Here is a 25,439-nt window from a genome sequence, read left to right on the forward strand (position 1 = left end):
GGTTCCGCTCCCGTGAATGCCCGTGCCGAGTTGCCCAGCCCAGCCATGACCCGTACGACCTCCCGGGGCCTGCCCCGCTCCCTGACCAACGGCCTGCGCTGGCTGGCGTGGCTGACCTTCAACGCCTTCGCGCTGTACCTGGTGATCGCGCTCTACGTGCAGGGGCAGATGGCCTTCGCCCTGCTCGGGCTGGTGGTGACCGGAATCGCCAGCTACCTGTTCATCAACCGGCGGATGTACGCGCAGCGCTACATCTTTCCATCGGTGGCCGGAATGCTGGTGTTCGTCATCTTTCCGCTGCTGTACACGGTGGGCATCGGCTTTACCAACTACAGCGGCAGCAACCTGCTGAGCCTGGCCCAAGTGGAGCAGTACCACCTGAGCCAGACCTACTTGGCCGGCGAGCGTTTTCGCTTCACCCTGCACCCGAGCCCCGATGGCGAGCGGCTGCGGGTGGACAAGGGCGAGCAGGGCGTGTTCGTCAGCTCGCCGCTGACCGGCGAGCCGGATGCGGAAGCACCGCTGACGCTGCAGCCGGCCGAAAGCGTCGAAGGGCTGGGCGAGGCGCTGCCGCTGCGCGAGGTGATTCAGCGGCGCAAGGCCCTGGAGCAATGGGTCATGCAGGGGCCGGACGGCAGCCTGCTGCGGCTGTACGGATTGCGTGAAGTCGCCGCCGTCGAACCCGTCTACCGTCAGGGTGGCCCCGGCGTGCTGGTCGATACCCGCAGCGGTACTCGTCTGACCGCCGACATGGAGCGCGGCTTCTATGTCGACGAGACCGGCAAGGCGGTGCCGCCGGGCTTCACCGTGTTCGCCGGCTTCGCCAACTTCACCCGGGTACTGAGCGAGCCGAGCATCCGTGAACCCTTCGTGCAGATCTTCGCCTGGACCTTCGCCTTCGCCGGGCTCACCGTGGTCTTCACTCTCGCCGTGGGGCTGGTGCTGGCCAGCCTGCTGCAATGGGAGCTGGTGCGCGGCAAGGCCTTTTACCGGCTGATGCTGATCCTGCCGTACGCGGTGCCGGGGTTCATTTCCATCCTGGTGTTCCGCGGCCTGTTCAACCAGAACTTCGGCGAGATCAACCTGCTGCTCGAGGGGCTGTTCGGCATCCGCCCGGACTGGTTCAGCGACCCGACCCTGGCACGCACGATGATCCTCATCGTCAACACCTGGCTCGGCTATCCCTACATGCTGCTGCTGTGCATGGGCCTCTTGCAGGCCATCCCGCGGGACCAGTACGAGGCCTCGGCCATCGATGGCGCCAGTCCGCTGGACAACCTGCTGCGCATTACCCTGCCGCAGCTGATCAAGCCGCTGATGCCGCTGTTGATCGCCTGCTTCGCCTTCAACTTCAACAACTTCGTGCTGATCACCCTGCTGACCCGTGGCGGCCCGGACATCATCGGTGCGACCACACCGGCCGGCACCACGGACCTGCTGGTCAGCTACACCTACCGCATCGCCTTCCAGGATTCCGGGCAGGACTTCGCCCTGGCTGCGGCCATCGCCACGATGATCTTCATCCTCGTCGGTGCCATGGCGCTGCTGAATCTCAAACTCTCGAAAGTGAAGGTATAAGGAGACGGTCATGGCCATGGTGCAACCGAAATCCGCGCGTTACCGGCTCTGGGCGACCCACGCGGCGCTGCTGGCCTTCGTCGCGGCAATCCTCTTCCCGCTGCTGATGGTAGTGTCGATCTCCTTTCGCGAAGGCAACTTCGCCACCGGCAGCCTGTTTCCCGAGAACCCGACGCTGGAACACTGGTCGCTGGCCCTCGGCATTCCCTACACCCACGAGGACGGCAGCGTGACGAACCCGCCGTTCCCGGTGCTGCTATGGCTGTGGAACTCGGTGAAGATCGCCCTGGTCAGTTCGGCGCTGATCCTGCTCCTCTCGACCACCAGTGCCTACGCCTTCGCGCGCATGCGCTTCGGCGGCAAGGCGCCGATCCTCAAAGGCATGCTGATCTTCCAGATGTTCCCGCCGGTGCTCTCGCTGGTGGCCATCTACGCGCTGTTCGACCAGCTCGGCCAGCACGTCAGCTGGCTCGGGGTGAACAGCCACGGCGCGGTGATCGTTGCATCGCTGGGCGGTATGGCGCTGCACATCTGGACCATCAAGGGCTACTTCGAGAGCATCGACGCCTCGCTGGAGGAGGCTGCTATCGTCGATGGGGCGACCACCTGGCAGGCGTTCTTCCATATTCTGCTGCCGATGAGCGTGCCGATCCTGGCGGTGGTGTTCATCCTCGCCTTCATCACCAGCGTCACCGAATACCCCATCGCCTCGGTGCTGCTGATGGACGTCGACAAGCTCACCCTCTCAGTCGGCGCGCAGCAGTACCTCTATCCGCAGAACTACCTGTGGGGAGACTTCGCCGCCGCCGCGGTACTCTCCGGGCTGCCCATCACCGCCGTGTTCCTCTACTGCCAGAAGTGGATCGTCGGTGGCCTGACCGCCGGCGGGGTGAAGGGCTGACCACCTGAGTTGAACGAGGCGCGGAACCGGGGAGCGGGAGCGGTGCGAACCGGTGCGCCAGGCCACGACAAGAACAAGAACAAGAACAGGGAACCGTCCATGAATGCCGCGATGCCACCTCTACTGCCATTGATCCCCACCAAGCTGGCGATCCCCATGCTGCCGCCGGGCCTGCTCGAACGGCCGCGCCTGGACGAGTGGCAGCAGCGCCTGCCGCAGGTGCGCCTGGCGGTGCTGCACGCCGCCAGCGGTTTCGGCAAGACCACCCTGGCGGCGCAGTGGGCGCGAGCCTTCGATGGACGTATCGCCTGGTTTCAGCTGCATGCCAGCGACAACCTGGGGCTGCAGTTCGGTCGATACCTGACCCAGGCGCTGGACCGCCAGCTGGACGCCGGCTGTCCGCTGGCAGTGGCGCTGGCCGAGCAGGGCCGGGTATCGCTGGATGCGTTGTTCACCCAGTTGCTGGCCGAACTGCCGGGCGAGCACGAGGCGATCCTGATCGTGCTCGACGAGTTCGAGGTGCTGCACGACGCCGAGTTGATCGCCGGCCTGCGCTTCTTCCTGCGCCATGTGCCGAGCTGGATGACCCTGCTGGTGTGCAGCCGGCGCCTGCCCGAACTGGGCGTCGCCGAGCTGCGGGTCAAGCATCAGCTGCTGCTGCTCGACGCGCGGCAGCTGGCCTTCGAGGATGACGAGGTACAGGCGCTGCTGGAGCTGGGCGTGCCGGTCAGCATCAATCGCGAGCAGGTCGAGCGTCTCAACCGCCGCATCGGTGGCTGGCCCTGCGCGCTGCAGCTGGCCTTGCAGGAAGTGCAGACCAGCCGTGGCATGGACCTGTTCCTGGAGAACCTGCAGCTCGGTCACCCGGACATCCGCGACTACATGCGCGAACAGGTGATCGAGGGGCTGCCCGATGACCTGCGCGGTTTTCTCGAGGCGACCTGCCTGCTCGACCGCTTCGACGCCGCCCTGGCCGATCGCCTGACCGAAGCCTGTCACGGCCGCGAGATGCTCGAACGGCTCGAGCGTGGCGGCCTGTTCATCCAGCCGCTGGACAGCCTGCGCCGCTGGTACAGCTATCACCCGCTGTTCGCCGTGTTCCTGCAGGGCGAGCTGCGCACCCACCAGCCGCAGCGGGTCAACCAGTTGCACCTGCGTGCGGCCTCCGCGCTGCTGGCCGAGAACATGCCCGAGGAAGCGGCGCGCCATGCCGTGCAGGCCGGCGACCCGCAGCAGGTCGACGAGATACTGCAGCGCCACGGCCGGGCGTTCTATCGCCAGGGTCGTCTCGGGTTGCTGCAACAGTGCCTGGAAACCCTGCCGGAAGCGGTGATCGCCGGCTCGCCACTGCTCACCCTGCTGCAGGCGTGGGTGTCACAGAACTCCTATCAGTTCGATCACGTCGAGCGCTGGTTCAAGGCCGGCGAGCTGGCGCTGCAGCGCAGCTGCTCCGAGCAGGACTGGGCGCGCATCGTCTGCGAGTTCAATGCAGTCCGCGCCCAGGTCGCGATGAACCAGGGCGACGAGCAGCGCGCCGTCGCCCTGGCCCAGGAGGCGCTGACCCGCGAGCCGCTGATCATGCGCACCTCACGGGTAGCGGCGATGTCGGGCCTGGCCGAGGCGCATTTCGTCCAGGGCGAACTGCCGCAGGCGCAGAAGCAGTACGAGGAAGCCGAGCGCCGCGCGCGGGAGATCAACGCCTCGCACCTGGTGGTCTGGAGCCTCGGCCAGCTGTCGGAAATCGCCATCGCCCAAGGGCATCTGCAGAAGGCCTATACCCTGCAGGAGCGCGCCATCCAGTACATCGAGCAGCAGAACCTGCAAGCCACGCCCATCGTCGAGTTCATCTACCGGGTGCGCGGCCAGGTGCTGCTGGAATGGCACCAGCTGGACGCCGCCGAGCAGTGCGCGCTGCAGGGTATCCAGATACTCGACGAACTGGACGACCCACGCTGGCGCCTGCAGAGCTACGCGCTGCTGGCCGGCGTCGCCTACGCCCGCGGCCAGCAACACGCCTGCGCCGACTACATCGCTCAGCTGCAGACGATGCTCGCCGACGACCGCTACCACATCGACTGGCTGGCCAATGCCCACGCGATCATGCTCGCCTACTGGGACTCCAGCCAGGATCGCGAGGCGATCCGCCAGTGGCTGCTCAGCGCCCCGCCGGTGGGCGGCGGCGCCAACCACTTCGCCCAGCTCAATGCGCGCAACCACGCCCGTGCCCACCTGGCGCTGGGGCAGCTGGAGCGTGCCCTGCCGATCCTGCGCCAGCTGCTGACCGACGCCGAGCGCCACGGTCTGGAGATGGATCGCAACCGCAACCACATCCTCCTGGCGCAGCTGCACTGGTTGCGCGAGGAGCGCCAGCAAGCGCTGGATCACCTGCAGCGGGCCATGACCCTGGCCAGCGGCAGCGGCGCCATCGGCAGCTTCCTGCGCGTCGGCAAGCCGATCATCGGCATGCTCAAGTGCCTGCTGCACGAGCGCAGCCTCGATGAGGCCGAGGCCCAGCGCGCGACGCGCTTGATCCAGCTGGCGCAGCAGCAGCGCGATTTCAGCCGCGCCATTCGCATCACGCTGGACGAGGCGGTGATTCAGGACATCATTAACCGCCCCGATGTGCCCGAGCTGATCCGCCGTTCGCCGCTGACCCGGCGCGAATGGCAGGTGCTGAGCCTGATCCACGCCGGGCAGTCCAACGAGCAGATCGCCGATCACCTCAACGTCGCGCCGACCACCATCAAGACGCACATCCGCAGCCTCTACCAAAAGCTCAACATCACCCACCGCAGTGAGGCGGTGCAGCTGGCGCGCGACCTGCTGAGCAAGATTCAGGGGGACTGACGCTCAGCCCTTCCACTGCGTCTGAGCGAAGGCGGGCAGGGTGTTGGCGCGCTGAGACGCTGAGGCCAGGTGGGGGAATGCGCCGTCCGGCGCCAGCGTGTCGGGCAGGGTAAGGCGGGCGAAGTCATAGGCGACCACCGCGCTGATATCCACCTGGCTCATGCGTTCGCCCAGCAAGGGCCGCTCGCCGCGCTCGGCCTGGCGTGCGTCCAGCAAGGCCAGCGCGCCACGCGCCTGGTCTTCGCAATGGCGGTACCAATCGTCCCACACCAGTCCTTCCGGCCGACGATCGCGTTCGTAGTACGCCGCCACGGTTTTCTCGCAGGCACCGACGGCGAAGGCCAGCAGGTTCATCGCCTCGCTGCGCTCGGCGCCGGACAGCGGCAGCAGCGCTCGCTCGGCGCCCGCCTGCTGATCGAAATGGTCGAGGATGGCGTTGCTGTCGATCAGCACCCGGCCATCGTCCAGCACCAAGGCGGGCACTCGACCCAGCGGTGAGTATTCGCGGATCTTCAGACTATCCGTCAGAACGCTGAGGGGCTCGTTGGTGAACGGTATATCCAGCAGATGCAGGCTGACGCCGACGCGGCGGACGAATGGCGACATGTAGCGACCGATCAGTTTCACGGGCAGTGCTCCGGACGGGGAGAGGTGCAACAACCCTAGTCGAGGCCGGCGTTTAATGCGAAGGCGCGACCGTCGATCATCTCATCCGCTCGCGGCCGTCAGGGAGGAGGAAGGCGCGGCGGGCGCTGTGGCACCCTCGGGCTTTCAGCGAAGGAGGCGTTGCCATGGCGATGAGCGAGAAACAGAAGATGCTGGCGGGCGAGCTGTACCACCCAGGCGACCCGGAGATCCTCGCCGATCAGACCGCGGCCAAGGCCTGGATGGTGCGCTACAACGCAGCGCTGGCAGCCTCACCGGACGAGCGCCGGGCGCTGCTGGCCGAGCGGCTGGCCTCGGTCGGTGCCGGCGCGGTGATCCGTCCGCCGTTCCACTGCGACTACGGCTACAACATCCACCTGGGCGAAGGCGCCTTTCTCAATTTCAACTGCGTGATTCTCGATGTGGTCGAGGTGCACATCGGCGCCGGTGCGCAGATCGGGCCGGCGGTGCAGCTCTACACCGCCGACCATCCGCGTGACCCCGAGGCGCGTCGTTCGGGCGTGGAGTTCGGTCGGCCGATCCATATCGGTCGCAACGTCTGGGTCGGTGGCGGGGCGATCATCCTCCCGGGTGTGACGGTGGGCGACGATGCGGTGATCGGTGCCGGCAGCGTGGTCACCCGCGACGTGCCGGCCGGCGCCACCGTGGTCGGCAACCCGGCGCGGGTGCGCTGACCGGCTCGCTGGGCCGCTCTACGCCCTCGCTCGGCAGGCCAGCTACGCCCGCCTGTTACGCCTGCGCCTGCCCGCCGCCGGAGGATGTTGCGACCGCTTGCCGCACCTAGAGTGGCCCCGTCTTCACGCTCACTCAAGGTACGTGGTATGTCCGAGCAACTTCAGAACTGGTGGCGCGGCGGGGTGATCTATCAGGTCTACCCGCGCAGCTTCTTCGACAGCAACGGCGATGGCGTGGGCGACCTGCCCGGCGTGCTGCACAAGCTGGACTACATCGCCAGCCTCAACGTCGACGCCATCTGGCTGTCGCCCTTCTTCACCTCGCCGATGAAGGATTTCGGCTACGACGTGGCCGACTACCGTGGCGTCGACCCGCTGTTCGGCACTCTGGACGACTTCGTCCGCCTGGTCGAGGCCTGCCACGAGCGCGGCATGCGCGTGCTGATCGACCAGGTGCTCAACCATTCCTCGGACCAGCACCCCTGGTTCGCGGAGAGCCGCTCCAGTCGCGACAACGACAAGGCCGACTGGTACGTCTGGGCCGATCCCAAGCCCGACGGCAGCGTACCGAACAACTGGCTCTCGGTGTTCGGTGGCCCGGCCTGGAGCTGGGACAGCCGGCGCCGGCAGTACTACCTGCACAACTTCCTGTCCAGCCAGCCGGACCTGAATTTCCACTGCCCGGCCGTGCAGGATCAGTTGCTCGATGACATGGAGTTCTGGCTCAAGCTCGGCGTGGACGGGTTCCGCCTGGATGCCGCGAACTTCTACTTCCACGACGCCGAACTGCGCGACAACCCGCCGAACACGGAGATCCGCGAGGGCAGCATCGGCGTACGCATCGACAACCCCTACGCCTACCAGCGGCATATCTACGACAAGACGCGGCCGGAAAATCTGGAATTCCTCCGCCGTCTGCGTGCCTTGCTGCAGCGCTATCCCGGTGCCTCCTCGGTGGCCGAGATCGGCTGCGACGAATCGCTGCGCACTATGGCCGCCTACACCAGCGGCGGCGACACCCTGCACATGGCCTATTCCTTCGACCTGCTGACCGAACAGTGCAGCCCGGAATACATCCGCCGCACGGTGGAGGGCATCGAGCGCGAACTGGCCGATGGCTGGTCGTGCTGGTCCATGGGCAACCACGACGTCGTGCGGGTGATGACCCGCTGGGCCCTCAATGGTCGGCCCGACCCAGAACGCGGCCGGCTGCTGATGGCGCTGCTGCTGTCCCTGCGTGGCAGCGTCTGCCTCTATCAGGGCGAGGAGTTGGGGCTGCCGGAAGCGGAACTGCGCTACGAGGATCTGGTCGATCCGTACGGCATCACCTTCTGGCCGGAATTCAAGGGCCGCGACGGTTGCCGCACGCCGATGCCGTGGCAGAGCGAGGCACATCACGCCGGCTTTACCGGCAGCCAGCCGTGGTTGCCGGTGGATGATTCGCACCGCTCGCTATCGGTGGCCGCGCAGGATGCCGACCCGCATTCGATGCTCAACTGCTACCGGCGCTTCCTCGGCTGGCGGCGCGAGCAGCCCCTGCTGATCGAGGGCGACATCCGCATGGTCTACCATGACGACGCCCTGCTGGTGTTCGAGCGCCGGCTGGGCGGGGAAGCCTGGCTCTGCCTGTTCAACCTCGGCGACCTGCCGCGCAGCTACGAGTTGCCGGCGCAAGCGGTGCCGCTGGTGGACGTGCCGGCGAGCTTCGCCGAGTACGACGGTCATTGGGCGCGGCTGCCGGCGCATGGCTTCGGCTATGTGCGGCTCGCGGATTGACGGCGTGCCGGCAGCGGTGGGCATGACCCGCCGCTGCCATCGAAACGAGTGCATCGCAGCAACGGAGAACAACAACGATGGCCAGTGTCACGCTGCGCGACATCTGCAAGAGTTATGACGGTACGCCGATCACCCGGCATATCGACCTGGATATCGAAGACGGTGAGTTCGTCGTCTTCGTCGGCCCGTCCGGCTGCGGCAAGTCCACGCTGCTGCGATTGATCGCCGGGCTGGAGGACATCACTTCGGGCGATCTGCTGATCGGCGACCAGCGCGTCAACGACCTGCCGCCGAAGGATCGTTCGGTGGGCATGGTGTTCCAGTCCTATGCGCTCTACCCGCACATGACGGTAGCGGAGAACATGGCCTTCGGCCTCAAGCTCGCCAGCGTCGACAAGCGCGAGATCGCGCGCCGCGTCGAGGCGGCCGCGGCGATCCTGCAGCTGGACAAGCTGCTCGAACGCAAGCCCAAGGATCTTTCCGGTGGCCAGCGCCAGCGCGTCGCCATCGGCCGCACCATGGTCCGCGAGCCGAAGGTTTTCCTGTTCGACGAACCGTTGTCGAACCTCGATGCCTTCCTCCGCGTGCAGATGCGCATCGAGATCGCCCGCCTGCACCAGCGCATCCGCTCCACCATGATCTACGTGACCCACGACCAGGTCGAAGCCATGACCCTGGCCGACAAGATCGTCGTGCTCAACGCCGGCGAGATCGCCCAGGTCGGCCAGCCGCTGCACCTTTATCACTACCCGAAGAACCGCTTCGTCGCCGGCTTCCTCGGCTCGCCGCAGATGAACTTCGTCGAGGTGCGCGCCATTTCCGCCAGCCCCGAGGCGGTCACCATCGAACTGCCCAGCGGCTACCCACTGACCCTGCCGGTGGACGGCAGCGACGTCAGCCCAGGCGACCCGCTCACCCTCGGCATCCGCCCCGAGCACTTCGTCATGCCGGAAGAAGCCGACTTCACCTTCCACGGCCAGATCGCCGTCGCCGAGCGGCTGGGCCAGTACAACCTGCTCTACCTCACCCTCGAGCGTCTGCAGGACGTCATCACCCTCTGCGTCGACGGCAACCTGCGCGTCACCGAGGGCGAGACCTTTGCCGCTGGCCTCAAGGCCGACAAGTGCCACCTGTTCCGCGAGAACGGCGAGGCGTGCACTCGGCACTATCGGGAGCCGGCGATCTACGGCTGAGTGCGTCTGAGTGATTCCGACGGCAAGCAGAGGAACCGGCGGAATCACAGCACCTTGGGCGGACGCTTATGGCTCGGGCGTGTTCGAGTCGAGGATTTCCGAGAGGGCCTCGGCGAGGGCCTGGTGGCTGAACGGTTTCGCCAGCACGCGAAACGCTGACGCAGCCGCGAGCCGCGTGGTGTAGCCGGTCGCCAGGACGACTGGAATCGTTGGGTACAGCCGCTGCACTTCTTCGGCGAGCCCGACACCGTCCAGCCGGCCAGGCATGACCACGTCCGACAGCAGGATGTCGATGGCCGGCTGACGCCGGTCGGCCAGCCTCGCCAGCGCGTCATCCGCCGAGGGCGCTTCGTCGACCTGGTAGCCCAGCTCGTCGAGCATCGCGACCATCGCCTCGCGCACCTCGGCGTCATCATCGACCACCAGCACCCGCGCCGGGCGCCCGGCGCGCACGGATACTTGCTGATCCTCTAGCGCGGCGGCGGCGTCGTGTTCCCTGCGCGGCAGCAGCAGGGAGACACGGGTTCCCTTGCCGACCTCGCTCTGGAGCGACACCGTCCCGCCGGACTGGCGGACGAAACCATAGACCTGGGCCAGACCCAGCCCCGTCCCTTCGCCGACCGGCTTGGTGGTGAAGAACGGTTCGAACACGTGTGCCTGGACGTCCGGGCTCATGCCGCAGCCGGAATCCTCCACATCCACGCACAGATAGGCCCCCGGCACCAGGCCGAACGGATTGTCCTGCACCAGGGTGAGCTTATGCAGGGCAATGACCAGCGGGCCGCCTTCCGGCATCGCATCACGGGCGTTGATCGCAAGGTTGAGGATGGCCAGCTCGCATTGCACCGGATCGAGTACCGCCGGCCACGCCCCTTCTGGCAGCTCCAGCGTCAGCGTCACGCGATTGGGAAGGGCACCGGTGAGCAGCTCGTGCATGCCCAGGATCAACAGGCGCAGGTCGACCTGCTCGGCGTCGGCGGTGCGGCTTCTGCTGAAGGTCATCAGATGTCGTGTCAGCCGCGTAGCGCGGTTCGCGGAGCGCTGGCAGCCCTCGATGGCACGCTTGGCGCGCGGGTGCGAGGTCAGCATTTCGGCCAGCTGCAGGCCCATGGTCATGCTTTGCAGCAGGTTGTTGAACTCGTGGGAGATGCCCGCCGTCAGGTTGCCCAGTGCTTCGAGCTTCTGCCCCTGCAGCAGCGCCTGGTGCGAGCGCTCGGCCTGTGCAACCGCATCCTTGACCCTGCGGGCCATCTCTTGGCTGGAGCGGTGGATCGTCACGCTGGCCTGGGCCATCACCTGCGCGGTTCGGTCGGTTTCATTCATTCCGGTGTTGGTCGGATCGAACACCTCGCCTCGCGCCAGGGCGCTGGCGGCGTCATCGAGCTGCGCCAGCGGTCGCGTGATGGTTCGACCGACGGCAATCGCCAGTATGATCGCCAACGCCAGAACGACCAGAATGCCCGGCACGACAGTGCCCAGCGGCGCGAGCGCGCTGGCCAGCAAATCATCGCGCGGAATGGCGATCAACGCCGTCCAACCGGACGCTGGTGCCTGGCTGAAGAAGGTCGTCACCGGCACGTCGTCGCGAGTGACGGACTGCACTTTCCCATCGACGCCTGACGAGGCGTCCAGCTGACTGACGAAATCGGCACTGGCATGCCGGCCTACGTGTTTGTCGGGTTCACGTGTGCGTGCCACGACGGTGTGGTCCTGATCCAGGATGACGCCGAGCCACTTCTCCGGCAGCGCTTGTTGCGCCAACAGCGCACCGATGCCTGCAACCGGAAAGTCCATGGTCAGGTAGTAAACGACCTCGCCGCCGCGGATCACCGGGTGGCGGATAGCGATGCTCTGCGCCCCCGTCACCGGGTCGCGGAACGCCGGGCTGACGTCGGCCTGCGTGGTGGTTATGAAGGTTCGAAAGTCCGGCAGGCTTGGCAGGGGTGCGCCAAACGGATGATCCGTGTCAGCCAAGGGGGTGCCTTGCGGATCGTAAATCACCACGCTGGCGCCCACCGCATGTTCGGTCTGCTGAAGGCGCTCGTGGAAGGTCCGCACGTCACCTTTGACGATCGTTGGGGACGCCGCGAGCGTCGAGACGATGGTGGCATACCGACTCAGCTCGCGATCGACGGCCAGCGCGACGGCTCGCGAAACTTCCTTCATGCCCTGATCGACTTGCGCCGATTGCGCACGATAGACCGCATAGGTGCCATACAGCGCAAACGCGAATGCCGGGGCTATAACGGCAATGACCAGCCAAACCAGACGGGAGCGAATCGACACGGCGCAAGGGTTCCTGATGGAAGCGCAACGCTTGGAGCGCTGGGCGTGCCGCAGCATAACTCAGGTCACGCATTAGAAGCGCGGGCCGGCCTCATCGCCGACGATCGAGGCGCTGGCCCAGGGTTTCGGACTGCTGTACTCGGTCGGCTTTAGCCGCCCCGGGCGTTCATCGGTCGGCCAGCGCGAGGTTTGCACCGAGTCCGGCAAAGGACGCCGCAAACCCGCGACGGAGCCAGGCCTGAACCTGCTGCGACTCGACGACCGCCTTGCGAAAAGCATGGGCCAGCAAGCCGTAGATGGCAAAGATGACAAAGGTCATCAGCATAAAGGTCGCGCTGAGCCCGAGCAGTTGCGCAAGCTCGTCACCGGCGCCGGGCCGGACGAACTGCGGCAGGAAGGCCAGGAAGAAGATGGTCAGCTTCGGGTTCAGCAGATTGACCAGCAGCGCCTTGGCAACCAGCGATCGAATGTCGAGTGTCGAGCCATCGCCACCCACCGCCAGCGCGGAACGATCGCGCCAGGTCGCGTAAGCGAGATAGAGCAGGTACGCGGCACCGGCATAGCGCAGCGTCTCGAAAACCAGCGCACTGGAATGCAGGATGGCGGCGACGCCAAGAATGGTCGCCAACAGATGCGGCAGAATCCCGAGCGTACAGGCCAGCGCGGCCAGGATGCCAGCGCGACGCCCATGCACCAGTGCCGTCGATACCGTGTAGATCACACCCGCGCCAGGTATCAGCACGACGACCAGGCAGGTAATCAGGTATTCGAGGCTGGGCATGGGGACTCCTTGCTACGGGGCGGCTGGAATGAACCAGCATAGAGCATTCATCGAAGCTGCCCAGGCCTGGCGCTGATCGAACTGCGTATGGACGGGGTGGAGAGGCATTGAAACAGCACTGCCCGGAGGTCGGCGGCTGTTGCGTGTCTACGGGTTGGGGCGGGCCAGTCCGAGCGCCACGCCATTCTGCGCGTTCCGCGAAGCGCTCCCGCGCTTATCCGGACCTCTGGGTCACCTACGCCACAACGTGCCAATTTGCTGCGAGGTAACAATGGAAGTCAGGAGGTGCTCTCGACTGGTCATAGCGGATGCCGATGGGCGGCTGCTGCTTTTTTTCTACAAGGACGAACACCAACCGCCGTTCTGGGCGACCGCTGGCGGCGAACTGAAGCCGGGCGAAAGCTACACCGACGCAGCTGCAAGAGAGCTGTATGAAGAGACCGGCCTTACTCGTCCAATCGGCAAGCTGCTAAAGGAACGAGACGAGATCTATGCCGTGGCACGCTCGACGCCGGCGCGTTGGTTGGAAAAGTACTTCCTCGTAGAGTGCCCGGCGAACACTAGCGTGTTCGCTGCAAAATGGACCGAAGAAGAGCAGAGCACGATCCAGAAATGGAAGTGGTGGAGCCTGCGCGAGATGCAGGATGAGGCGCCATCTTCGTTCAAGCCTGAGTGGTTGCCTGAACTTCTCGGTGCCATTCTGCGGGAGCGTCAACGCAACGGCTGACCGGGCTGTGTTCTTCTGACTGCCGGCAATGGGCGATTCCGCGGCGCCACCGAAATACCGTTGCCCAGGAAAACGTGCAAGACATGCTTGCCAGGACCCGCGGCCATCTTCCGACATCACAAAGAAAAAGCCCGAAAGTCTTGAGATTCTCGGGGCTTGTTTGCCGGGGGGATTTGAACCCATACGGTCACGCTTGCAATGCTCTGCATAGTCAGGCTTTGCTGGTTTGGCTGCTGGTGGGTTGCGGCATTGGCCTGCATAGCTCTGCTTTCTCTGTGACACTTTTGGGGCGCATCTACTGACTTAGGTAATCCAACCTCTCCCGGAAGGCAGAATTTTCAGCTAACTACCGCTTTTCTAGCTTTGTGCCTCATGTCTACCCGCATTTTTCGTAGTGTTAGGCAGTGATTTTGGCGCACTCTACTCCCGGTGTGGATCTACTGTTTTAGTATTTATGCATTGCCGTTTTGTATTTTTCTAAGATGCTCGGCTAGCTCGGAATAAAGATTTTTATACTTCTCTATTTGGATGTTTTTGTTTTTTCGACGTGCATAGGCCCAGTTGATAAGTGTGTCATCAGCTTCTATGAGAGCGTTGTTATCCAATCTAAATAGACATGGAAGTACTAGGTGGTTGTTGTTAAAGTCATCTTTCCAATAGAGGCGGGCCCATGGAATGCCCGCCTCGATCTCTATCTCCAGATCTCGATACTTACCCCAGGAAGGAAAAAGACTTCTGCTGCCTACTTCAAAACTGAATTTGCTGCCTGTTAGGATGCTGGCAAGTATTTCATTGCTTACTGGCTGGATGTCGTCTTTACTCCATATGGATTTTTTATATGAAGAAGTGTATCCATGACTTTCCTGCCAGAACATTCCGTCTTTAGTTGCTAGTAGTTTTATGAGTCTTGGTGTTGAGCTATTTGCTCTTTGATTCAGTATTAGTGTTTTGGTGTTTTGTGGGGTGGGGATGTTGCTGTTGATGTCTCTTTTATCTATTTCTTCTATGGTTTGATTTTTTATGTCATCCAGCACTTCTCCTAATCTGCGAGTGGTTCCTCCGTCGATTAGTACGGGAAAGTCCATTAGCGCTGCAGGATATTTGACTTCTTGCTCGGTGCAGTGAAGAAAGTGATAGGCAGCTGCGAAGGCTTGTTCGCTATCAGGTAGTGAGTCAAAGCGGTCTTCGATGTATTCAATGACTGCCATTTCTAAACTCTCAGTTGCAGGTCTTTTGGCTGATGTTAGGATTTTCTCTCTATTGTAAGAAAGAAAATCTATAGCTTGATAGCCATAGAAATCTACGGTGCCCGATATGAGTTCATTTCTTGATGTTAAGTCGTTGAAGCGCTGCCCTCTAAATAAAGTATCGATATGGCTGCGGTTTTGTCCGAATTTGAGGTTGTAGAGTAAGAGATTTTCGCGATCTGAAAAAAACGGATTTTCTCTGCAAGTGTCTATAAGTGCCCCTTTTGCACTAATTTTTATAGGGCTTCCTTCGCTGAATTCATAAATGGCAGCTAGTATCGATAACTCCTCATAGCCTCTTAAGTTCGAGCCTTCGCGGGTGAAGTCATACTCGAGCAGCTTTTCCATTTGCGCGCTTGCATAGACACCGTCCGGGAAACGAATGGTTTCGGGAAAGCCCGACATTCGAATTTTAATTTTTATGCTTGCACCAAAGTCAGTGCTTTCTGGAGCTATGCGTTTAATTACTACGGATTTATTGTCTGATGATGAAAACGTTACTTCCAGTGCCTCGTTGGTGTGTATGCTTTTTGTTGTTATGGAAAAATGATCAGAGAGAAGGTATATGCTTTGTAGGCCAATGCCGAAGTTTCCAGATGGCCTGTACCAGACTGGCATATCTTGTATTAGGCCGGATTTCCATTTGTTTTTTGGCGAGCTTCCTGCTTCGAGCATGTATCGAAGATCGTTTTCGCTTATGCCAGTACCCGCATCTTTGACGGTTAACCAGAATACGTCAGGCTCTTCAATATCTTGGGTTAGTTTGGTTTCTATTGGGTATTTTTGATAAATTGCGTGCAGTTCTTCTTTTGCTGGATTTAGAATCTTTATTGTTTCTTTGTGTTTGATCCATATTGCCAGTAAGGTTGAGTCGACTGCGTTTTGTAGAATCTCTCGGATGCTTTCGGATTTTTTGCTGTATAGTCCGACGCTTCTTAAAAGTTTAAGTGTTGCGTCTTCGTTTACTTTGAATCTTGGTCTTTTCCCATTCTCAATTGTTAGGAAAGGCTTTTCAATCAAAACCTGTGGCGCTGATAATGTCGCTAGAGGGCCGAGCTTCTTATGCGGGACTATTATGTTCCAGTTCTGCGAAAGCTTGTGATGCTCCTCTTCTAACCATTTGAACCATTGGTACGCTTGTTCATAAGAGCTAGGTGTGGGGCAGACTACTTCGATTTCAATCCTGTCAGGATCTAGTCGGAAATGCTTAATGCTACGATGCTTCTCGTAGTGGGCATGACTCTCAACCGGTAATTGAGCCCCGCTCATTCGCATCATGACAGGGCAAAAGCGATTGTCATCTATGTCCAGTAGGTCGCCTAAGCGAAGCAAGAAGGCAATATATCTTGGGTGGCAATCTTCAGTGGCCATGCCAGCTTCTGCGAAAGGAAGTCTTAGGGTCTCTTCGAAGCTTTCTCCATGCGCATTACATATTGATGCGAGGCAATCAAATAGTCGGCTGGGCAAGAGCTCGTTTCTTGGAGAGTCCAATCCGATTTCTGCGTAAGGGTTTCTTATTATTTTTGCGGAATTTTCGGGGTGCTTCTTTCTATACCACTCGGCTATGAGCTGGATATATTTGTTTAAGAATGCATGGGAGTTCGAACCGATCGGTAAGTTAGCTTTACTTTCCAACCAATCAATTGCGAAGAGGTTAAGGCTGTGTTCGGAATGTAATGCGATTTCTTTAATAAAAGCAGAGAACTCAGGTGTGTCTAAGTCTTGTATTTGTTTGTGAGTTATAACCATTCCTATATCATGGTTATATGCGGCCTCTAAAATTAGCCACATGTCGGTAGCGGTGAGGTGTTTTATCCGGTTCCCTAGGAGTCGCTCTATGTTGACTATTATTTGTTTGGAGTGTGAGGCATCATGCCTGCTATAGTGCGGAAATATTGCGCTGATGTTTTGTAGGGCTTTTGAAATTAGCTCTTTATCAAAGCGCCACTGAGACTCAAGAAGTTTAAGATTCGGGTGCTTGCTGCAAGCTTTGGCAAATTCTTTTTCAAGGCTAACTAACTTCATACTTCATAGTCCCTTATAAACTTATTCCTGTACTTGGGCGTGCCAGCGTCTAGCTACTTCTTGTGTGCTCGCTATCCCGCGTTCGGTTGGCTCAAGTTTCGGTTGGCCTCGTCATAGGCCGGGCTGGTCTGGCCGATCTCCGGGGCTATCTGCCCGCTCGCAATCCAAAAAGCATATTGAGGGAACATCTTTACGATGGCCTCTATGTCCTCTTCGTTTGCACGTCTCTTGCCGTTTCGCAGGTGATACCAGCTGCTTCGGTCGATACCCGTCAGCTTTTCGAGCTTAGGAGCCGATAGTCCTTGGCTGTCCCAAACGGATATCAATCTCTCTCTTATCATTCCGAAAACGTCTAAAAAAGCTTGCACATAGTGGTGGTTTCTATGTGAAGGCTAGCCTATATTCTTGTTCGTGCCTTGCACTATTTGTAATGCACTTAATGCTGGATAAAGCAGAACAAAGCGGAGATCGCAGGAATGCTACCACCAGAAGGGATCGACTCCCAGAAGCTGCATGGTGCTCCACCACTGATGCCTTGGCCAAGATTCGCCGAGTGGATCGGCATGGGCGACGAACCCATCGTGGTACGCACCTGGTTGGAACGTGGCTACCTGCCTTCGCAGAAGGTGGGCAAGCGCACAATGGTCAACGTGGCCCTGCTGCATCAGCAGCTTCTCGAACAGGAGTGGACGCTATGAGCAAGGCAGACGACAGCCTCGACCTGTGCAGCATCAAGACCTTTGCCGAAATGAGCGGCGTAACGGTTGAGGAGGCCATTAACTGGGCTGACTCCGGCGCCATCCCGAGCATGAAGCTGGCGGACTTTCGCATGGTCAATCTGGCCCGTCTGCGTGACGACCTGCTCAAGGGCAAAACCGAGTTTCAAGCGGGAGACTACAGCCATGTCTAGCCAACGCCTCGCACTCGATGCGCAAACTGCGCTGACCTATGTCGGCCAAACCGTTCTGGTGGAGCTGCGCTGGGACGAAGAACCTGAATCCTTCTGGCAGTGCATGCACATCCTGGGTGTTGTCTTGCCGATGGAAGGGGTCTGTGATCTGGCTTATTTCATGGGGCTGAACGTCTCCAGCCAGCTCGACCACCCGAACGAAGTCTACTTCTCCGATATCTGCACCATCAGGGTGATGCGGCACCGCGACCGGCGTGGTTCCGGCAACGTACTGGACCGCGTCGCCCTTCCTAACTCTGCAAGGTCAAGGGCCGCGCTCCCGGCTCGTCGGGACAGCTTCACCGTCCCGTCGAACGGAAGCACGGGCGCAGCGCACCCTTGACCCTGCACGACCATGAACAGCCTATCGCTGGGAGTGTGGGGTAGCTTCACCACCCCACGCTCCCGAGCCCTCGGCGGCAAGAGCGGGATGACAAGGGCAGCGCCCTTGGTGTTATTCGTCCTCGCGCGCCGCGCCAATTTCTGCCTTCCGCACCTGCTTCTCGGGCTGGCCAGCCTCGTCCTCTGCATCGCCTTGGCCGGCATGCCGCCGCCTGATCGTCCCTACCTCCCGCCATTCACCCAGGATCAACCCTGTGTGGAAGATCCAATCGAGTTCTTCATCGACGCCGTTACTGCATGGCAGCTAATGAACGCGCGCACGGCAGCACAGTTCTACGCCGAGCGTAGCGAGCGCGTCGCCTGTGCCGGCGTGCGCGCGCCCCCGCGCTGACGTCCCTGTAGCACGTCAGATAAACCCAGATGAACTACCGCATTAGTCAGCATTAGGAAGTAAAACCAAATGTCCAAGCCAAAAGATTTTCTCCGTCTAGACATGCTTGCCCGTGAAGATCGCAACGGGCGTCTGTTCGTCGATCCCAGCACGGCAGCGTTCGTCGATCTGTCCAAGGTCCGTCTGCTGCGCTGCGGCGTCGATACGGTCCGTCAGCTGTACCGCGGGCTGATCCGCCCCGAGATCATGGCGCTGTTCGAGAAGCCGGGCGCGATGGTCGAGTTTGCCGGGGAGATCTGGCACTCGGGGCGAGTGGGCCGGGACTCTGGCTACCAGTACAAGCTGCAAAACGCCGATCTCGGGTTCGTGCTGCTGATCAAGAACTTCAACGCCAAGCTCGAACAGATCGGCCCACACTTGAAAATCGAGGTGTCACCGCACGCCATCGATGCGCTGTCGCCTGAGCGCCTGCAAGAGCGGATGGACTACTACGCTGCAGCCGTGATGACCCATCGGGAGCGCAACCAGTGTGCCGTGCACCTCGCGTTGGATCTGCAAGGCTGGACGCCGCCGGCTGACCTGACCGCCCGCATGCACTGCCGCGCACGTGCCAACCGCGATATCTCGGGCATCAAGGAGATCCAGTGGACCATGGAAGCGGCCACCTACGGCAAAGGCCAGTCCTTCCTGTTCGGCTCAGCCGGTGGCGTACAGCTCGGGATCTACAACAAGACGCTGCAAGCCCGCGCCCATGACAAGCTCGACTACTGGGAAAGCGTCTGGCGTCGCCGGGATTCGTTCGATGCCAAAGATCCCGACAACTACGATCCGACCCAGGACGTGTGGCGCGTCGAGCTGCGTTATCACCACTCCGTCATCCAGCAGTTCGCCAGCGGCTCGACAGACGTGAAGACGGGGCAAGCCATCGATACAGACTCCTTTGCCGCCTTCTCGGCCCATCTGGAAGGCCTGTGGCGCTACGGCATGAGTCAATTCAAGCTGCTCGCCCGGCCCGGCTACTTCGAACCCATCTGGACGCTGTTGCGTGAAGACGCACGGGTTGATCTGCCAGTGGACTCCCTGGTCGATGAGACGGAATACAAGCGCTACTACAAGACGAGCCGGGGCTTCTCGGGGAAGAACGTGGAACTGTTCCTGGGAAACTTCGTAAGCCTGCTGGCAAGGGAGCGAGTGGGCGCTAAGAAAGCATTCGAGACCCTGAAGCAATGGGATTGCTGGCCGGTCATCCGCGATCACTATGCCGCCAAGGACATGACCGAGCGGGATCTCTACAAGCACATCAAGGATCTGCTGCAGGAACGCCATGTGAGGTGGGGCAGGGCGGTATGACGGTCAAGAAGCGCCCTGATGGTCGTTGGCTGGCAGATGTTCAACCTATCCGTGGCCAGCGGTTTCGCAAGCTGTTCACGACGAAGGCAGAAGCCCAGCGCTACGAGCAGTACATCATCGCCAACAAAGCGGCTGACGCTGCCTGGAATCCAAAGGCCAAGGATCGTCGCCGACTATCTGAGTTGGTTGGCCTGTGGTTCGATCTGCACGGACATATGCTCAAAGATGGCGAGCGCAGAAAGGCCAAGCTCGATGCCCTCTGCGTGCGTCTACGTGACCCCATCGCGATGAAGCTCGACCCGGCCACCTACGCTCATGATCGCCGTTTGCGGGCGGAAGCTGGTATCACACCCAAAACGCTGAACAACGAACTCGGATACATCCGGGCGGTGTTCAATGAGCTGCGCGGCTTGGGCCAGATCGACTATGCGAACCCGCTGGAGTTGATGAAGCCCTACCGGATTGAAGAACGGGAACTGTCCTGGCTGACCCAGGAACAGATAGCCGAGCTGCTGACCGCCATTCGTGAAGGCTGCGACAACCCGCATGTCGAACCTATCGTGCTGCTCTGTCTGGCTACTGGTGCTCGATGGTCGGAAGCGGAAGGGCTCACGCCGTCCAGGCTGCGCAATGGTGCTGTCACGTACAGCAAGACCAAATCCAGCAAGGTGCGAACCGTGCCGATCCCAGCCGAGCTGGAGGCATTCATTCGTGATCACTGGAAGCGTTACGGCCAGTTCACCGGCGCTATAACGTCCTTCCGCCGAGCGTTGAGCCGGTCGGGCATCGTGCTGCCGAAAGGGCAGGCTAGTCACGCTCTCCGACACACGTTCGCCAGCCACTTCATGCAGAAGGGCGGGAACATCCTCACGCTACAGAAAATCCTGGGCCACTCCAGCTTGGCCATGACTATGCGCTATGCGCACTTGGCACCGGAGCATTTGGCTGAGGCGGTAAGACTTAGCCCGTTGGCAGGTGTGACACTTTCGGGACAGTCGAGGCCCCTGAAAACACAAAACCCCTGAAATTCGCTAGGAAAATCAGGGGTTTATGTTTGCTTTAATTGGTGGAGCCGGGGGGATTTGAATCCCAAACTTCAATATCCCGGCCAAATCAAGGCTTCAGCGCATTATGCAAGAAACCTTGATTTGTTGGATTGCTCACAGTGAGCGCGAGTATATGAACCTTTCGAGCCTTGTCAAGCATCGCATTCACCTATCTGTGAGAGTGGCTTTGCGTGCGTTGGCGAGTAGAGCTGCCCGCAGTCGGTTGGGTTTAGGCTGCGTTGAAGCCAAACGCTCCTGAGTTTGAAGTTACCAATGATCTAGGGAGGCGCCTTGGGTTTCTAAGGTGTTCCCGTTGGCACCCGATCATAATCACCTCAACTCAATTTACGGTCTTATTTTGACTGCGGTTCGAGGTTCATGGAGCAGGATTGCCTGGTGTGATTCCAGGTTTCAATCGCGAGGTGCGAAAATGGATGGGGCTGACATCGCTCGCTCGACGCGCGGTTGCCAATACCTTACGAGCGAACGTAACTAATTCAGGGCAGTCACCGTTGGTGCTGTTTCGGTCAACAAAAAAGCCTCGGATGCCTACTGCCGTTGGCCCATCTCGGTCGCAACGTTGGGAGTCACCGATCATCCACGATGCGGTCGGGGACGCCCCAAGCTGATCGCAAATCCAACTGTAGATGGTGGGTTCGGGCTTCATTACGCCTAAATCACAGCTAAACGCATATGCGTCTAGCATGGGGTAGCAACGCAGGACGGCTTGCCGGTACGGGAAAGCCAAATTCGAGCAAACACCGATTCGAATGCCTTGCTCTTGGAGCAGTTTCACCGCTTCGAGCCCGTCAGGATATGCCTCAACGGCTGCGATCTCTTCTGCCAGGACAGTTTCCAGAGTGCTCAATTGTTCAGGGCTTGCAGTGATCCCCAAATGCGCTGCGGCTTGCGTCAACGTTATCGCAGATTTCATCAGGAAAGACGCGTCGTCCGGGCGGGGGCGCCGCCCATGCGCCTTTCCGATCTTCATCAACTGTCGGTACGGATGCGACCCATCTTGAATCTTTATCAGTGTCCCGAAAGCATCAAAAATGACGGCTTGTATGGTCATTAGACATCCCGTTACGACAGGGTATGAAGGCTGGCGCATTCAACCGACGTGCTTGATTGGCCCCGAATACTTCGCTGTAGCATGATTATTGGTTACTAGGATGAAGCCTTCCGAAGCTGCTTGTCCGATGAGCATCCGATCAAATGGGCGCTGTGAAGGAGAGGCGAGGCCGCAGCCGTAATGGCGTGTCGGCTGGTCACGGACAGCTCCTTGTAGTCGCCGTCCAGAAGAGACCTTCTTAGTACTCCTGAATCGAACTGAAAGCTTGCTTTGCCCATCGCGTTTTGGCCGATTTCCCAGATGCTAGCGGCGCTGATGAACAGCTCATTGGCGCGATCCTCGATCATCTCCACAGCCCCGAGTTAGCTAACCCACTTAGTCTATCCCCTCATTGGAGGGGCAGCTGTCATGGTCAATTGCAGGCTGTAAACAATTGCGGTTTTTCCGTGACGCTGCGGTTATATGGAATTATGGCTCAGCCATAATTATTGCTGAGCCATAATTTCCATCATTTTGTGGCCTCGCCGTACAGCTCGACGCGTGGCGCGCTTCGTGCGTGCACTAGATAGGTAGCTAGGTGTTAGTGAGCAGATCTCAGCGTACGCAGACTTTCTCGAACCTTCCCCTCGCTACAAATTACTCAGATCATCCGCTTTCGTTTGTATTTTAAGCAGTCGCGAGGAGTCGCGGTACCCTTCCGCGTCACAGACGCGCCTCGCTTGTGGTGATTACCAACGGTGCGAAATTTCAAAATTCGAAAAGACGACTCCGAGCCGGTTGGATCAGCCTCGCATCGTCCGTGGAGATGTCTTGATCTCAAATAGTCATTGACCGCGCCCAGGGTAAGTCCGATAAGGATTATCTTCTTGCTCTTCTGGTGCATGTGTTCTGGCAATCCTTGTCAATATATACGTATTAAAAATACCGATTGTCAGTGGTTGGCTTTTTCTTTTCTAAAAGTGCTTGACGAGCAGTCGTTGGAGCTGGATTATTTTATTGCATAGGTTTCAGGTTGCTGTTTTTTGTCCAATACTGAGCGTATTGAGCGACGCCATAGGCTTGCATCGATGAATAAAGTACTTGGTTTAATAATGGAGGTTGATGGGGTTGCGCTGCTCGCCTTTTAGACTCAGACCATATATTAAAAGTCAGAACTGACGCTCATTGGGAAACAAGCTTTTCATACTTGGTAGGTTTGTCAAGGCAGGGACGTTTTGCCCAGATTCTGCCTTTAGACATCTATGGCTCAGATAGAGAGACGGTATGGACGATTTAAAGAAAGTATCTCATTTGTTATACGCCCCGGGTGAGGTAATGCCCGGTATCGAGATGTCGTTAGCAGAGGCGTGCGCGCGTGGTTCAGCGGCTGCGTTGCATGACGAGGTGCCTTTCTGTGTTGTGCGTGACTGGATCTGGATCGATCTCATCGTGCCTGACGCGATACGAGAAACGTTACAGGCGTCCGGGCAACAGCCCGCGATGGTGTATGCCGGGCGCGTGTTGTACGACAGTGCCAACCGTTTCCAAGAGGGTGACTGGGTGCGTACAACACAACTGATTGAGTTTGCCGATGGGTGCATTTTCAGAACGCGCAATACGCGATATGTGCTTGCTGGCCCAGGGGCTCGCAAAAGCGCCGAGCTCACTACTGTGTTGAAGATTTTTTGATGCGTAGTCAGATATTGGCGGGCATGGACGTACCAGACAACCGACACCCCGATGTGCCTTGCGACGTCTGTGGTACCTCCATGCGAGTGCCTGGGTACGGCGAACAGTTCGGTGTGCTGCAAGCGCACTGGGGATACGGCGCGCGACATGACGGTGAGCGTTATCGCGTACGGATGTGTGAAACCTGCTTCTTCATGACCTTGGCGTATTTGCGACAGGAGCGACGCATACATCATTTGTTTGGCGAAGCCCCGCAGCATGAAGACTACAAGTTTGGGCGTATTGCTCGAGACGATTATTGGTTGGACAGCTAGCCGTTATTGGGGGGTAGGCAAAGAGTTTTGATCCGAATTTGGGTGCTGACACGATGAGTTCAACTAAACGAAGTATCGACCAAGCACGTGATGTATCTGACGCGTTGTTGCGAGCAATGGGTATGTCTTTTGGTAGGGAAGTTACGGCGTATCTCACTGACGCTTATTTAATCTCAGGCTGTTGTATCGGCGTGGTTCATCGTCACGTGCGGGCGGATGTGTATGGAAGGTTCCAGGACGGTCACCGGGTTCGTACCTCGGATGTACTGAAAGCTCATCAGCAAGGCGGATTTTGGGCGCTGTTTACCGCCACGGGCAGCTTGTACGTTATTGTGACTTTCAAAGAAGACGGCGGGCGCCTGTCACTGGATTGGCTGTTGGCACAGAGGGCAAAAGGCATACACGCAACCCCAGTAACGATTCAGTGATCCGTTTCTCGTGTCACTACTATAAAACTGAGCCCACGGTCCGTGCTGATGCTCGTAGGTTTATATCCTCTGAGGAAAAGAAGGGCGGGGTGTCATGCAGGTAAAGCGTTGGGGGCAGCTTGATGCGCTTCGTCAACAACTTGGAGAAAGTCGCTGGTTACTTTGCGTGGATCTGGAAGCGACTTGCGATGACTACCCTGCCGGCCTAAACGAGGCGGCCCGGAACGCTCACATATTGGAGGTCCAGCGCGACGAGATGGAGACGATCGAAATTGGCATCGTGCTGTTGGATGTCCAGTTGGAGTACAGGATTGTCGATCATTTCGGACAGTTTGTCCGGCCGCTACTTCGCCCCACGCTAACTGAGTTTTGCACGGGGCTGACCGGCATATCTCAATCTGACATCGATACTGCAAAGCGTTTCGCGGAGGTACAAGATCAGCTTGGTGACTGGCTGAGGCCGCGAAATACAGAAGGCTGGCGCTGGTGCTCTTGGGGCGATTACGACCGAAACCAGCTGAAGGAGGACGCTATCAGAGCCGGGGTAGATGTATTGCTGGATCCGGCGCGTCATATCAATCTAAAGAAGTGCTTTTGGAAAATTTTCGCTTGCCATGCGCTAGGGCTGAAGCGTGCAGTGGAAAGCATAGGCCTTTCCTGGGAGGGTGAGCATCACAGGGCCATCGCCGATGCGCGTAATCTGGCACGGTTAGCGCAGTTACTGCTCAGCGCGAGGCAGCCGACGTAGTAGGGCGAACGGCGCTGTGCCTGCTCATCAATTCTACCCCGTGGCCGCCCGGCTCGCATCGAGCCGCCATCTCACCAGTGCATACGGAACACATCTGGATAACATCATAAAGAGATTCAACACGTAGCTTGGCGCGAGGTATTGGCTGATGCACCCGAATTGCCGATACTGCTAAATGGCCAGCATGCTTGTATAGGGAGTCGAAGCGATGGCAGGGAAGCGTAAGCGCAGCAGCAAGTCTGGTGTATCTGGAGCGATGGTTCTGTGTGCCCTAGTGATTGGGGGGCTAGCTTCCGTTCCCAAGGGTGTTTGGGTTTTCTTGGGCGGAGCACTCATTGTCGGCATAGGCGGGTGGCTAGTAATAAAGGCCTTCAGCAAACCGTCAGTCATGTCTTCGGCAACAACTATGCGGCCACCTCAAGGGGGAACT

23 protein-coding genes are annotated in these 25,439 nt (G+C 59.5%); 17 read left to right on the forward strand and 6 right to left on the reverse strand.

Annotation, left to right across the window (positions count from 1 at the left end):
- The first annotated feature begins 12 nt into the window (after positions 1–12).
- The 3 genes from malF to malT all read left to right on the forward strand — a co-directional run bounded on the left by malF (position 13) and on the right by malT (position 5,326).
- Positions 13–1,578: a maltose ABC transporter permease MalF gene (gene malF, locus ACX1DW_RS21265; protein WP_458992341.1), complete on the forward strand. Its 1,566-nt coding sequence runs from the start codon at positions 13–15 to the stop codon at positions 1,576–1,578.
- A 10-nt stretch (positions 1,579–1,588) separates the two neighbouring features.
- A complete protein-coding gene (gene malG / locus ACX1DW_RS21270; protein WP_003283570.1) occupies positions 1,589–2,479 on the forward strand; it encodes a maltose ABC transporter permease MalG in 891 nt (296 codons plus the stop codon).
- A 99-nt stretch (positions 2,480–2,578) separates the two neighbouring features.
- A complete protein-coding gene (malT, locus tag ACX1DW_RS21275) occupies positions 2,579–5,326 on the forward strand; it encodes an HTH-type transcriptional regulator MalT (protein ID WP_458992342.1) in 2,748 nt (915 codons plus the stop codon).
- A gap of 3 nt (positions 5,327–5,329) precedes the next feature.
- Here the strand turns inward: malT and ACX1DW_RS21280 are convergent, their stop codons facing one another.
- Positions 5,330–5,953 carry a glutathione S-transferase family protein gene (locus ACX1DW_RS21280; protein ID WP_013983942.1) on the reverse strand — a complete coding sequence of 208 codons (624 nt, stop codon included), beginning with the start codon at positions 5,951–5,953 and terminating at the stop codon, positions 5,330–5,332.
- A gap of 164 nt (positions 5,954–6,117) precedes the next feature.
- Between ACX1DW_RS21280 and ACX1DW_RS21285 the strand changes: the two genes are divergently transcribed.
- The 3 genes from ACX1DW_RS21285 to malK all read left to right on the forward strand — a co-directional run bounded on the left by ACX1DW_RS21285 (position 6,118) and on the right by malK (position 9,635).
- Complete coding sequence (locus ACX1DW_RS21285) at positions 6,118–6,666, forward strand: sugar O-acetyltransferase (RefSeq protein WP_458992343.1); 549 nt, start codon at positions 6,118–6,120, stop codon at positions 6,664–6,666.
- A gap of 147 nt (positions 6,667–6,813) precedes the next feature.
- A complete protein-coding gene (locus ACX1DW_RS21290; protein WP_458992344.1) occupies positions 6,814–8,442 on the forward strand; it encodes an alpha-glucosidase in 1,629 nt (542 codons plus the stop codon).
- A gap of 77 nt (positions 8,443–8,519) precedes the next feature.
- A complete protein-coding gene (gene malK / locus ACX1DW_RS21295; protein WP_110775990.1) occupies positions 8,520–9,635 on the forward strand; it encodes a maltose/maltodextrin ABC transporter ATP-binding protein MalK in 1,116 nt (371 codons plus the stop codon).
- A gap of 66 nt (positions 9,636–9,701) precedes the next feature.
- Here the strand turns inward: malK and ACX1DW_RS21300 are convergent, their stop codons facing one another.
- Both ACX1DW_RS21300 and ACX1DW_RS21305 read right to left on the reverse strand, forming a co-directional pair.
- The gene (locus ACX1DW_RS21300; protein WP_458992345.1) at positions 9,702–11,921 is read right to left on the reverse strand and encodes a hybrid sensor histidine kinase/response regulator; all 2,220 of its coding nucleotides are present in this window, start codon (positions 11,919–11,921) and stop codon (positions 9,702–9,704) included.
- Between the two features lie 166 nt (positions 11,922–12,087).
- Positions 12,088–12,702, reverse strand: a complete 615-nt coding sequence (locus tag ACX1DW_RS21305; RefSeq protein WP_020306042.1) for a LysE family translocator — start codon at positions 12,700–12,702, stop codon at positions 12,088–12,090.
- A gap of 271 nt (positions 12,703–12,973) precedes the next feature.
- On the opposite strand from ACX1DW_RS21305, the gene ACX1DW_RS21310 reads away from it, so the two are divergent.
- The gene (locus ACX1DW_RS21310) at positions 12,974–13,429 is read left to right on the forward strand and encodes an NUDIX hydrolase (RefSeq protein ID WP_133455696.1); all 456 of its coding nucleotides are present in this window, start codon (positions 12,974–12,976) and stop codon (positions 13,427–13,429) included.
- 452 nt (positions 13,430–13,881) lie between these two features.
- Here ACX1DW_RS21310 and ACX1DW_RS21315 read toward each other — a convergent pair whose 3' ends face one another.
- Positions 13,882–16,701, reverse strand: a complete 2,820-nt coding sequence (locus ACX1DW_RS21315) for an HD domain-containing protein (protein WP_458992346.1) — start codon at positions 16,699–16,701, stop codon at positions 13,882–13,884.
- Positions 16,702–17,231: 530 nt separating this feature from the next.
- Between ACX1DW_RS21315 and ACX1DW_RS21320 the strand changes: the two genes are divergently transcribed.
- The 6 genes from ACX1DW_RS21320 (at position 17,232) to ACX1DW_RS21345 (ending at position 20,758) form a co-directional block, all read left to right on the forward strand.
- Positions 17,232–17,399 (forward strand): DNA-binding protein, encoded by a 168-nt coding sequence (locus ACX1DW_RS21320; protein WP_174214577.1) that lies wholly within the window; start codon positions 17,232–17,234, stop codon positions 17,397–17,399.
- A complete protein-coding gene (locus ACX1DW_RS21325) occupies positions 17,396–17,611 on the forward strand; it encodes a hypothetical protein (RefSeq protein WP_110778465.1) in 216 nt (71 codons plus the stop codon). The genes ACX1DW_RS21320 and ACX1DW_RS21325 overlap by 4 nt, the downstream gene beginning before the upstream one ends.
- Positions 17,604–17,993: a hypothetical protein gene (locus ACX1DW_RS21330; RefSeq protein WP_192475648.1), complete on the forward strand. Its 390-nt coding sequence runs from the start codon at positions 17,604–17,606 to the stop codon at positions 17,991–17,993. The genes ACX1DW_RS21325 and ACX1DW_RS21330 overlap by 8 nt, the downstream gene beginning before the upstream one ends.
- A 12-nt stretch (positions 17,994–18,005) precedes the next feature.
- Positions 18,006–18,383, forward strand: coding sequence for a hypothetical protein (locus tag ACX1DW_RS21335; RefSeq protein ID WP_458992347.1), 378 nt, complete (start codon positions 18,006–18,008; stop codon positions 18,381–18,383).
- A 69-nt stretch (positions 18,384–18,452) separates the two neighbouring features.
- Positions 18,453–19,733 carry a hypothetical protein gene (locus ACX1DW_RS21340; RefSeq protein WP_458992348.1) on the forward strand — a complete coding sequence of 427 codons (1,281 nt, stop codon included), beginning with the start codon at positions 18,453–18,455 and terminating at the stop codon, positions 19,731–19,733.
- Entirely contained in the window at positions 19,730–20,758 is a 1,029-nt protein-coding gene (locus ACX1DW_RS21345; RefSeq protein ID WP_458992349.1) for a phage integrase, read from the forward strand. Before ACX1DW_RS21340 ends, ACX1DW_RS21345 begins: the two co-directional genes overlap by 4 nt.
- 397 nt (positions 20,759–21,155) lie before the next feature.
- Here ACX1DW_RS21345 and ACX1DW_RS21350 read toward each other — a convergent pair whose 3' ends face one another.
- Together ACX1DW_RS21350 and ACX1DW_RS21355 are read right to left on the reverse strand one after the other, a co-directional pair.
- Positions 21,156–21,851 (reverse strand): HAD family hydrolase, encoded by a 696-nt coding sequence (locus tag ACX1DW_RS21350; RefSeq protein WP_458992350.1) that lies wholly within the window; start codon positions 21,849–21,851, stop codon positions 21,156–21,158.
- 95 nt (positions 21,852–21,946) lie between these two features.
- Entirely contained in the window at positions 21,947–22,198 is a 252-nt protein-coding gene (locus ACX1DW_RS21355) for a PIN domain-containing protein (RefSeq protein ID WP_026006656.1), read from the reverse strand.
- Between the two features lie 916 nt (positions 22,199–23,114).
- On the opposite strand from ACX1DW_RS21355, the gene ACX1DW_RS21360 reads away from it, so the two are divergent.
- The 4 genes from ACX1DW_RS21360 to ACX1DW_RS21375 all read left to right on the forward strand — a co-directional run bounded on the left by ACX1DW_RS21360 (position 23,115) and on the right by ACX1DW_RS21375 (position 25,009).
- Positions 23,115–23,519: a DUF6957 family protein gene (locus ACX1DW_RS21360; RefSeq protein ID WP_017246334.1), complete on the forward strand. Its 405-nt coding sequence runs from the start codon at positions 23,115–23,117 to the stop codon at positions 23,517–23,519.
- Positions 23,519–23,833, forward strand: coding sequence for a hypothetical protein (locus tag ACX1DW_RS21365; RefSeq protein WP_041016061.1), 315 nt, complete (start codon positions 23,519–23,521; stop codon positions 23,831–23,833). The genes ACX1DW_RS21360 and ACX1DW_RS21365 overlap by 1 nt, the downstream gene beginning before the upstream one ends.
- Before the next feature lie 53 nt (positions 23,834–23,886).
- Positions 23,887–24,261, forward strand: a complete 375-nt coding sequence (locus ACX1DW_RS21370; RefSeq protein ID WP_080585104.1) for a hypothetical protein — start codon at positions 23,887–23,889, stop codon at positions 24,259–24,261.
- A 94-nt stretch (positions 24,262–24,355) separates the two neighbouring features.
- Positions 24,356–25,009 (forward strand): 3'-5' exonuclease, encoded by a 654-nt coding sequence (locus ACX1DW_RS21375; RefSeq protein WP_017246335.1) that lies wholly within the window; start codon positions 24,356–24,358, stop codon positions 25,007–25,009.
- Positions 25,010–25,439: the final 430 nt, after the last annotated feature.

The sequence above is a fragment of the Stutzerimonas sp. KH-1 genome (genome assembly GCF_054483855.1).

Coding starts and splice junctions, on each gene's coding strand:
- malG (WP_003283570.1), top strand. CDS start 1,589: ATGGCCATGGTGCAACCGAAATCCGCGCGTTACCGGCTCTGGGCGACC.
- malT (WP_458992342.1), top strand. CDS start 2,579: ATGAATGCCGCGATGCCACCTCTACTGCCATTGATCCCCACCAAGCTG.
- ACX1DW_RS21285 (WP_458992343.1), top strand. CDS start 6,118: ATGGCGATGAGCGAGAAACAGAAGATGCTGGCGGGCGAGCTGTACCAC.
- ACX1DW_RS21290 (WP_458992344.1), top strand. CDS start 6,814: ATGTCCGAGCAACTTCAGAACTGGTGGCGCGGCGGGGTGATCTATCAG.
- malK (WP_110775990.1), top strand. CDS start 8,520: ATGGCCAGTGTCACGCTGCGCGACATCTGCAAGAGTTATGACGGTACG.
- ACX1DW_RS21305 (WP_020306042.1), bottom strand. CDS start 12,702: ATGCCCAGCCTCGAATACCTGATTACCTGCCTGGTCGTCGTGCTGATA.
- ACX1DW_RS21310 (WP_133455696.1), top strand. CDS start 12,974: ATGGAAGTCAGGAGGTGCTCTCGACTGGTCATAGCGGATGCCGATGGG.
- ACX1DW_RS21315 (WP_458992346.1), bottom strand. CDS start 16,701: ATGAAGTTAGTTAGCCTTGAAAAAGAATTTGCCAAAGCTTGCAGCAAG.
- ACX1DW_RS21320 (WP_174214577.1), top strand. CDS start 17,232: ATGCCTTGGCCAAGATTCGCCGAGTGGATCGGCATGGGCGACGAACCC.
- ACX1DW_RS21325 (WP_110778465.1), top strand. CDS start 17,396: ATGAGCAAGGCAGACGACAGCCTCGACCTGTGCAGCATCAAGACCTTT.
- ACX1DW_RS21330 (WP_192475648.1), top strand. CDS start 17,604: ATGTCTAGCCAACGCCTCGCACTCGATGCGCAAACTGCGCTGACCTAT.
- ACX1DW_RS21335 (WP_458992347.1), top strand. CDS start 18,006: ATGAACAGCCTATCGCTGGGAGTGTGGGGTAGCTTCACCACCCCACGC.
- ACX1DW_RS21340 (WP_458992348.1), top strand. CDS start 18,453: ATGTCCAAGCCAAAAGATTTTCTCCGTCTAGACATGCTTGCCCGTGAA.
- ACX1DW_RS21345 (WP_458992349.1), top strand. CDS start 19,730: ATGACGGTCAAGAAGCGCCCTGATGGTCGTTGGCTGGCAGATGTTCAA.
- ACX1DW_RS21350 (WP_458992350.1), bottom strand. CDS start 21,851: ATGACCATACAAGCCGTCATTTTTGATGCTTTCGGGACACTGATAAAG.
- ACX1DW_RS21355 (WP_026006656.1), bottom strand. CDS start 22,198: ATGATCGAGGATCGCGCCAATGAGCTGTTCATCAGCGCCGCTAGCATC.
- ACX1DW_RS21360 (WP_017246334.1), top strand. CDS start 23,115: ATGGACGATTTAAAGAAAGTATCTCATTTGTTATACGCCCCGGGTGAG.
- ACX1DW_RS21365 (WP_041016061.1), top strand. CDS start 23,519: ATGCGTAGTCAGATATTGGCGGGCATGGACGTACCAGACAACCGACAC.
- ACX1DW_RS21370 (WP_080585104.1), top strand. CDS start 23,887: ATGAGTTCAACTAAACGAAGTATCGACCAAGCACGTGATGTATCTGAC.
- ACX1DW_RS21375 (WP_017246335.1), top strand. CDS start 24,356: ATGCAGGTAAAGCGTTGGGGGCAGCTTGATGCGCTTCGTCAACAACTT.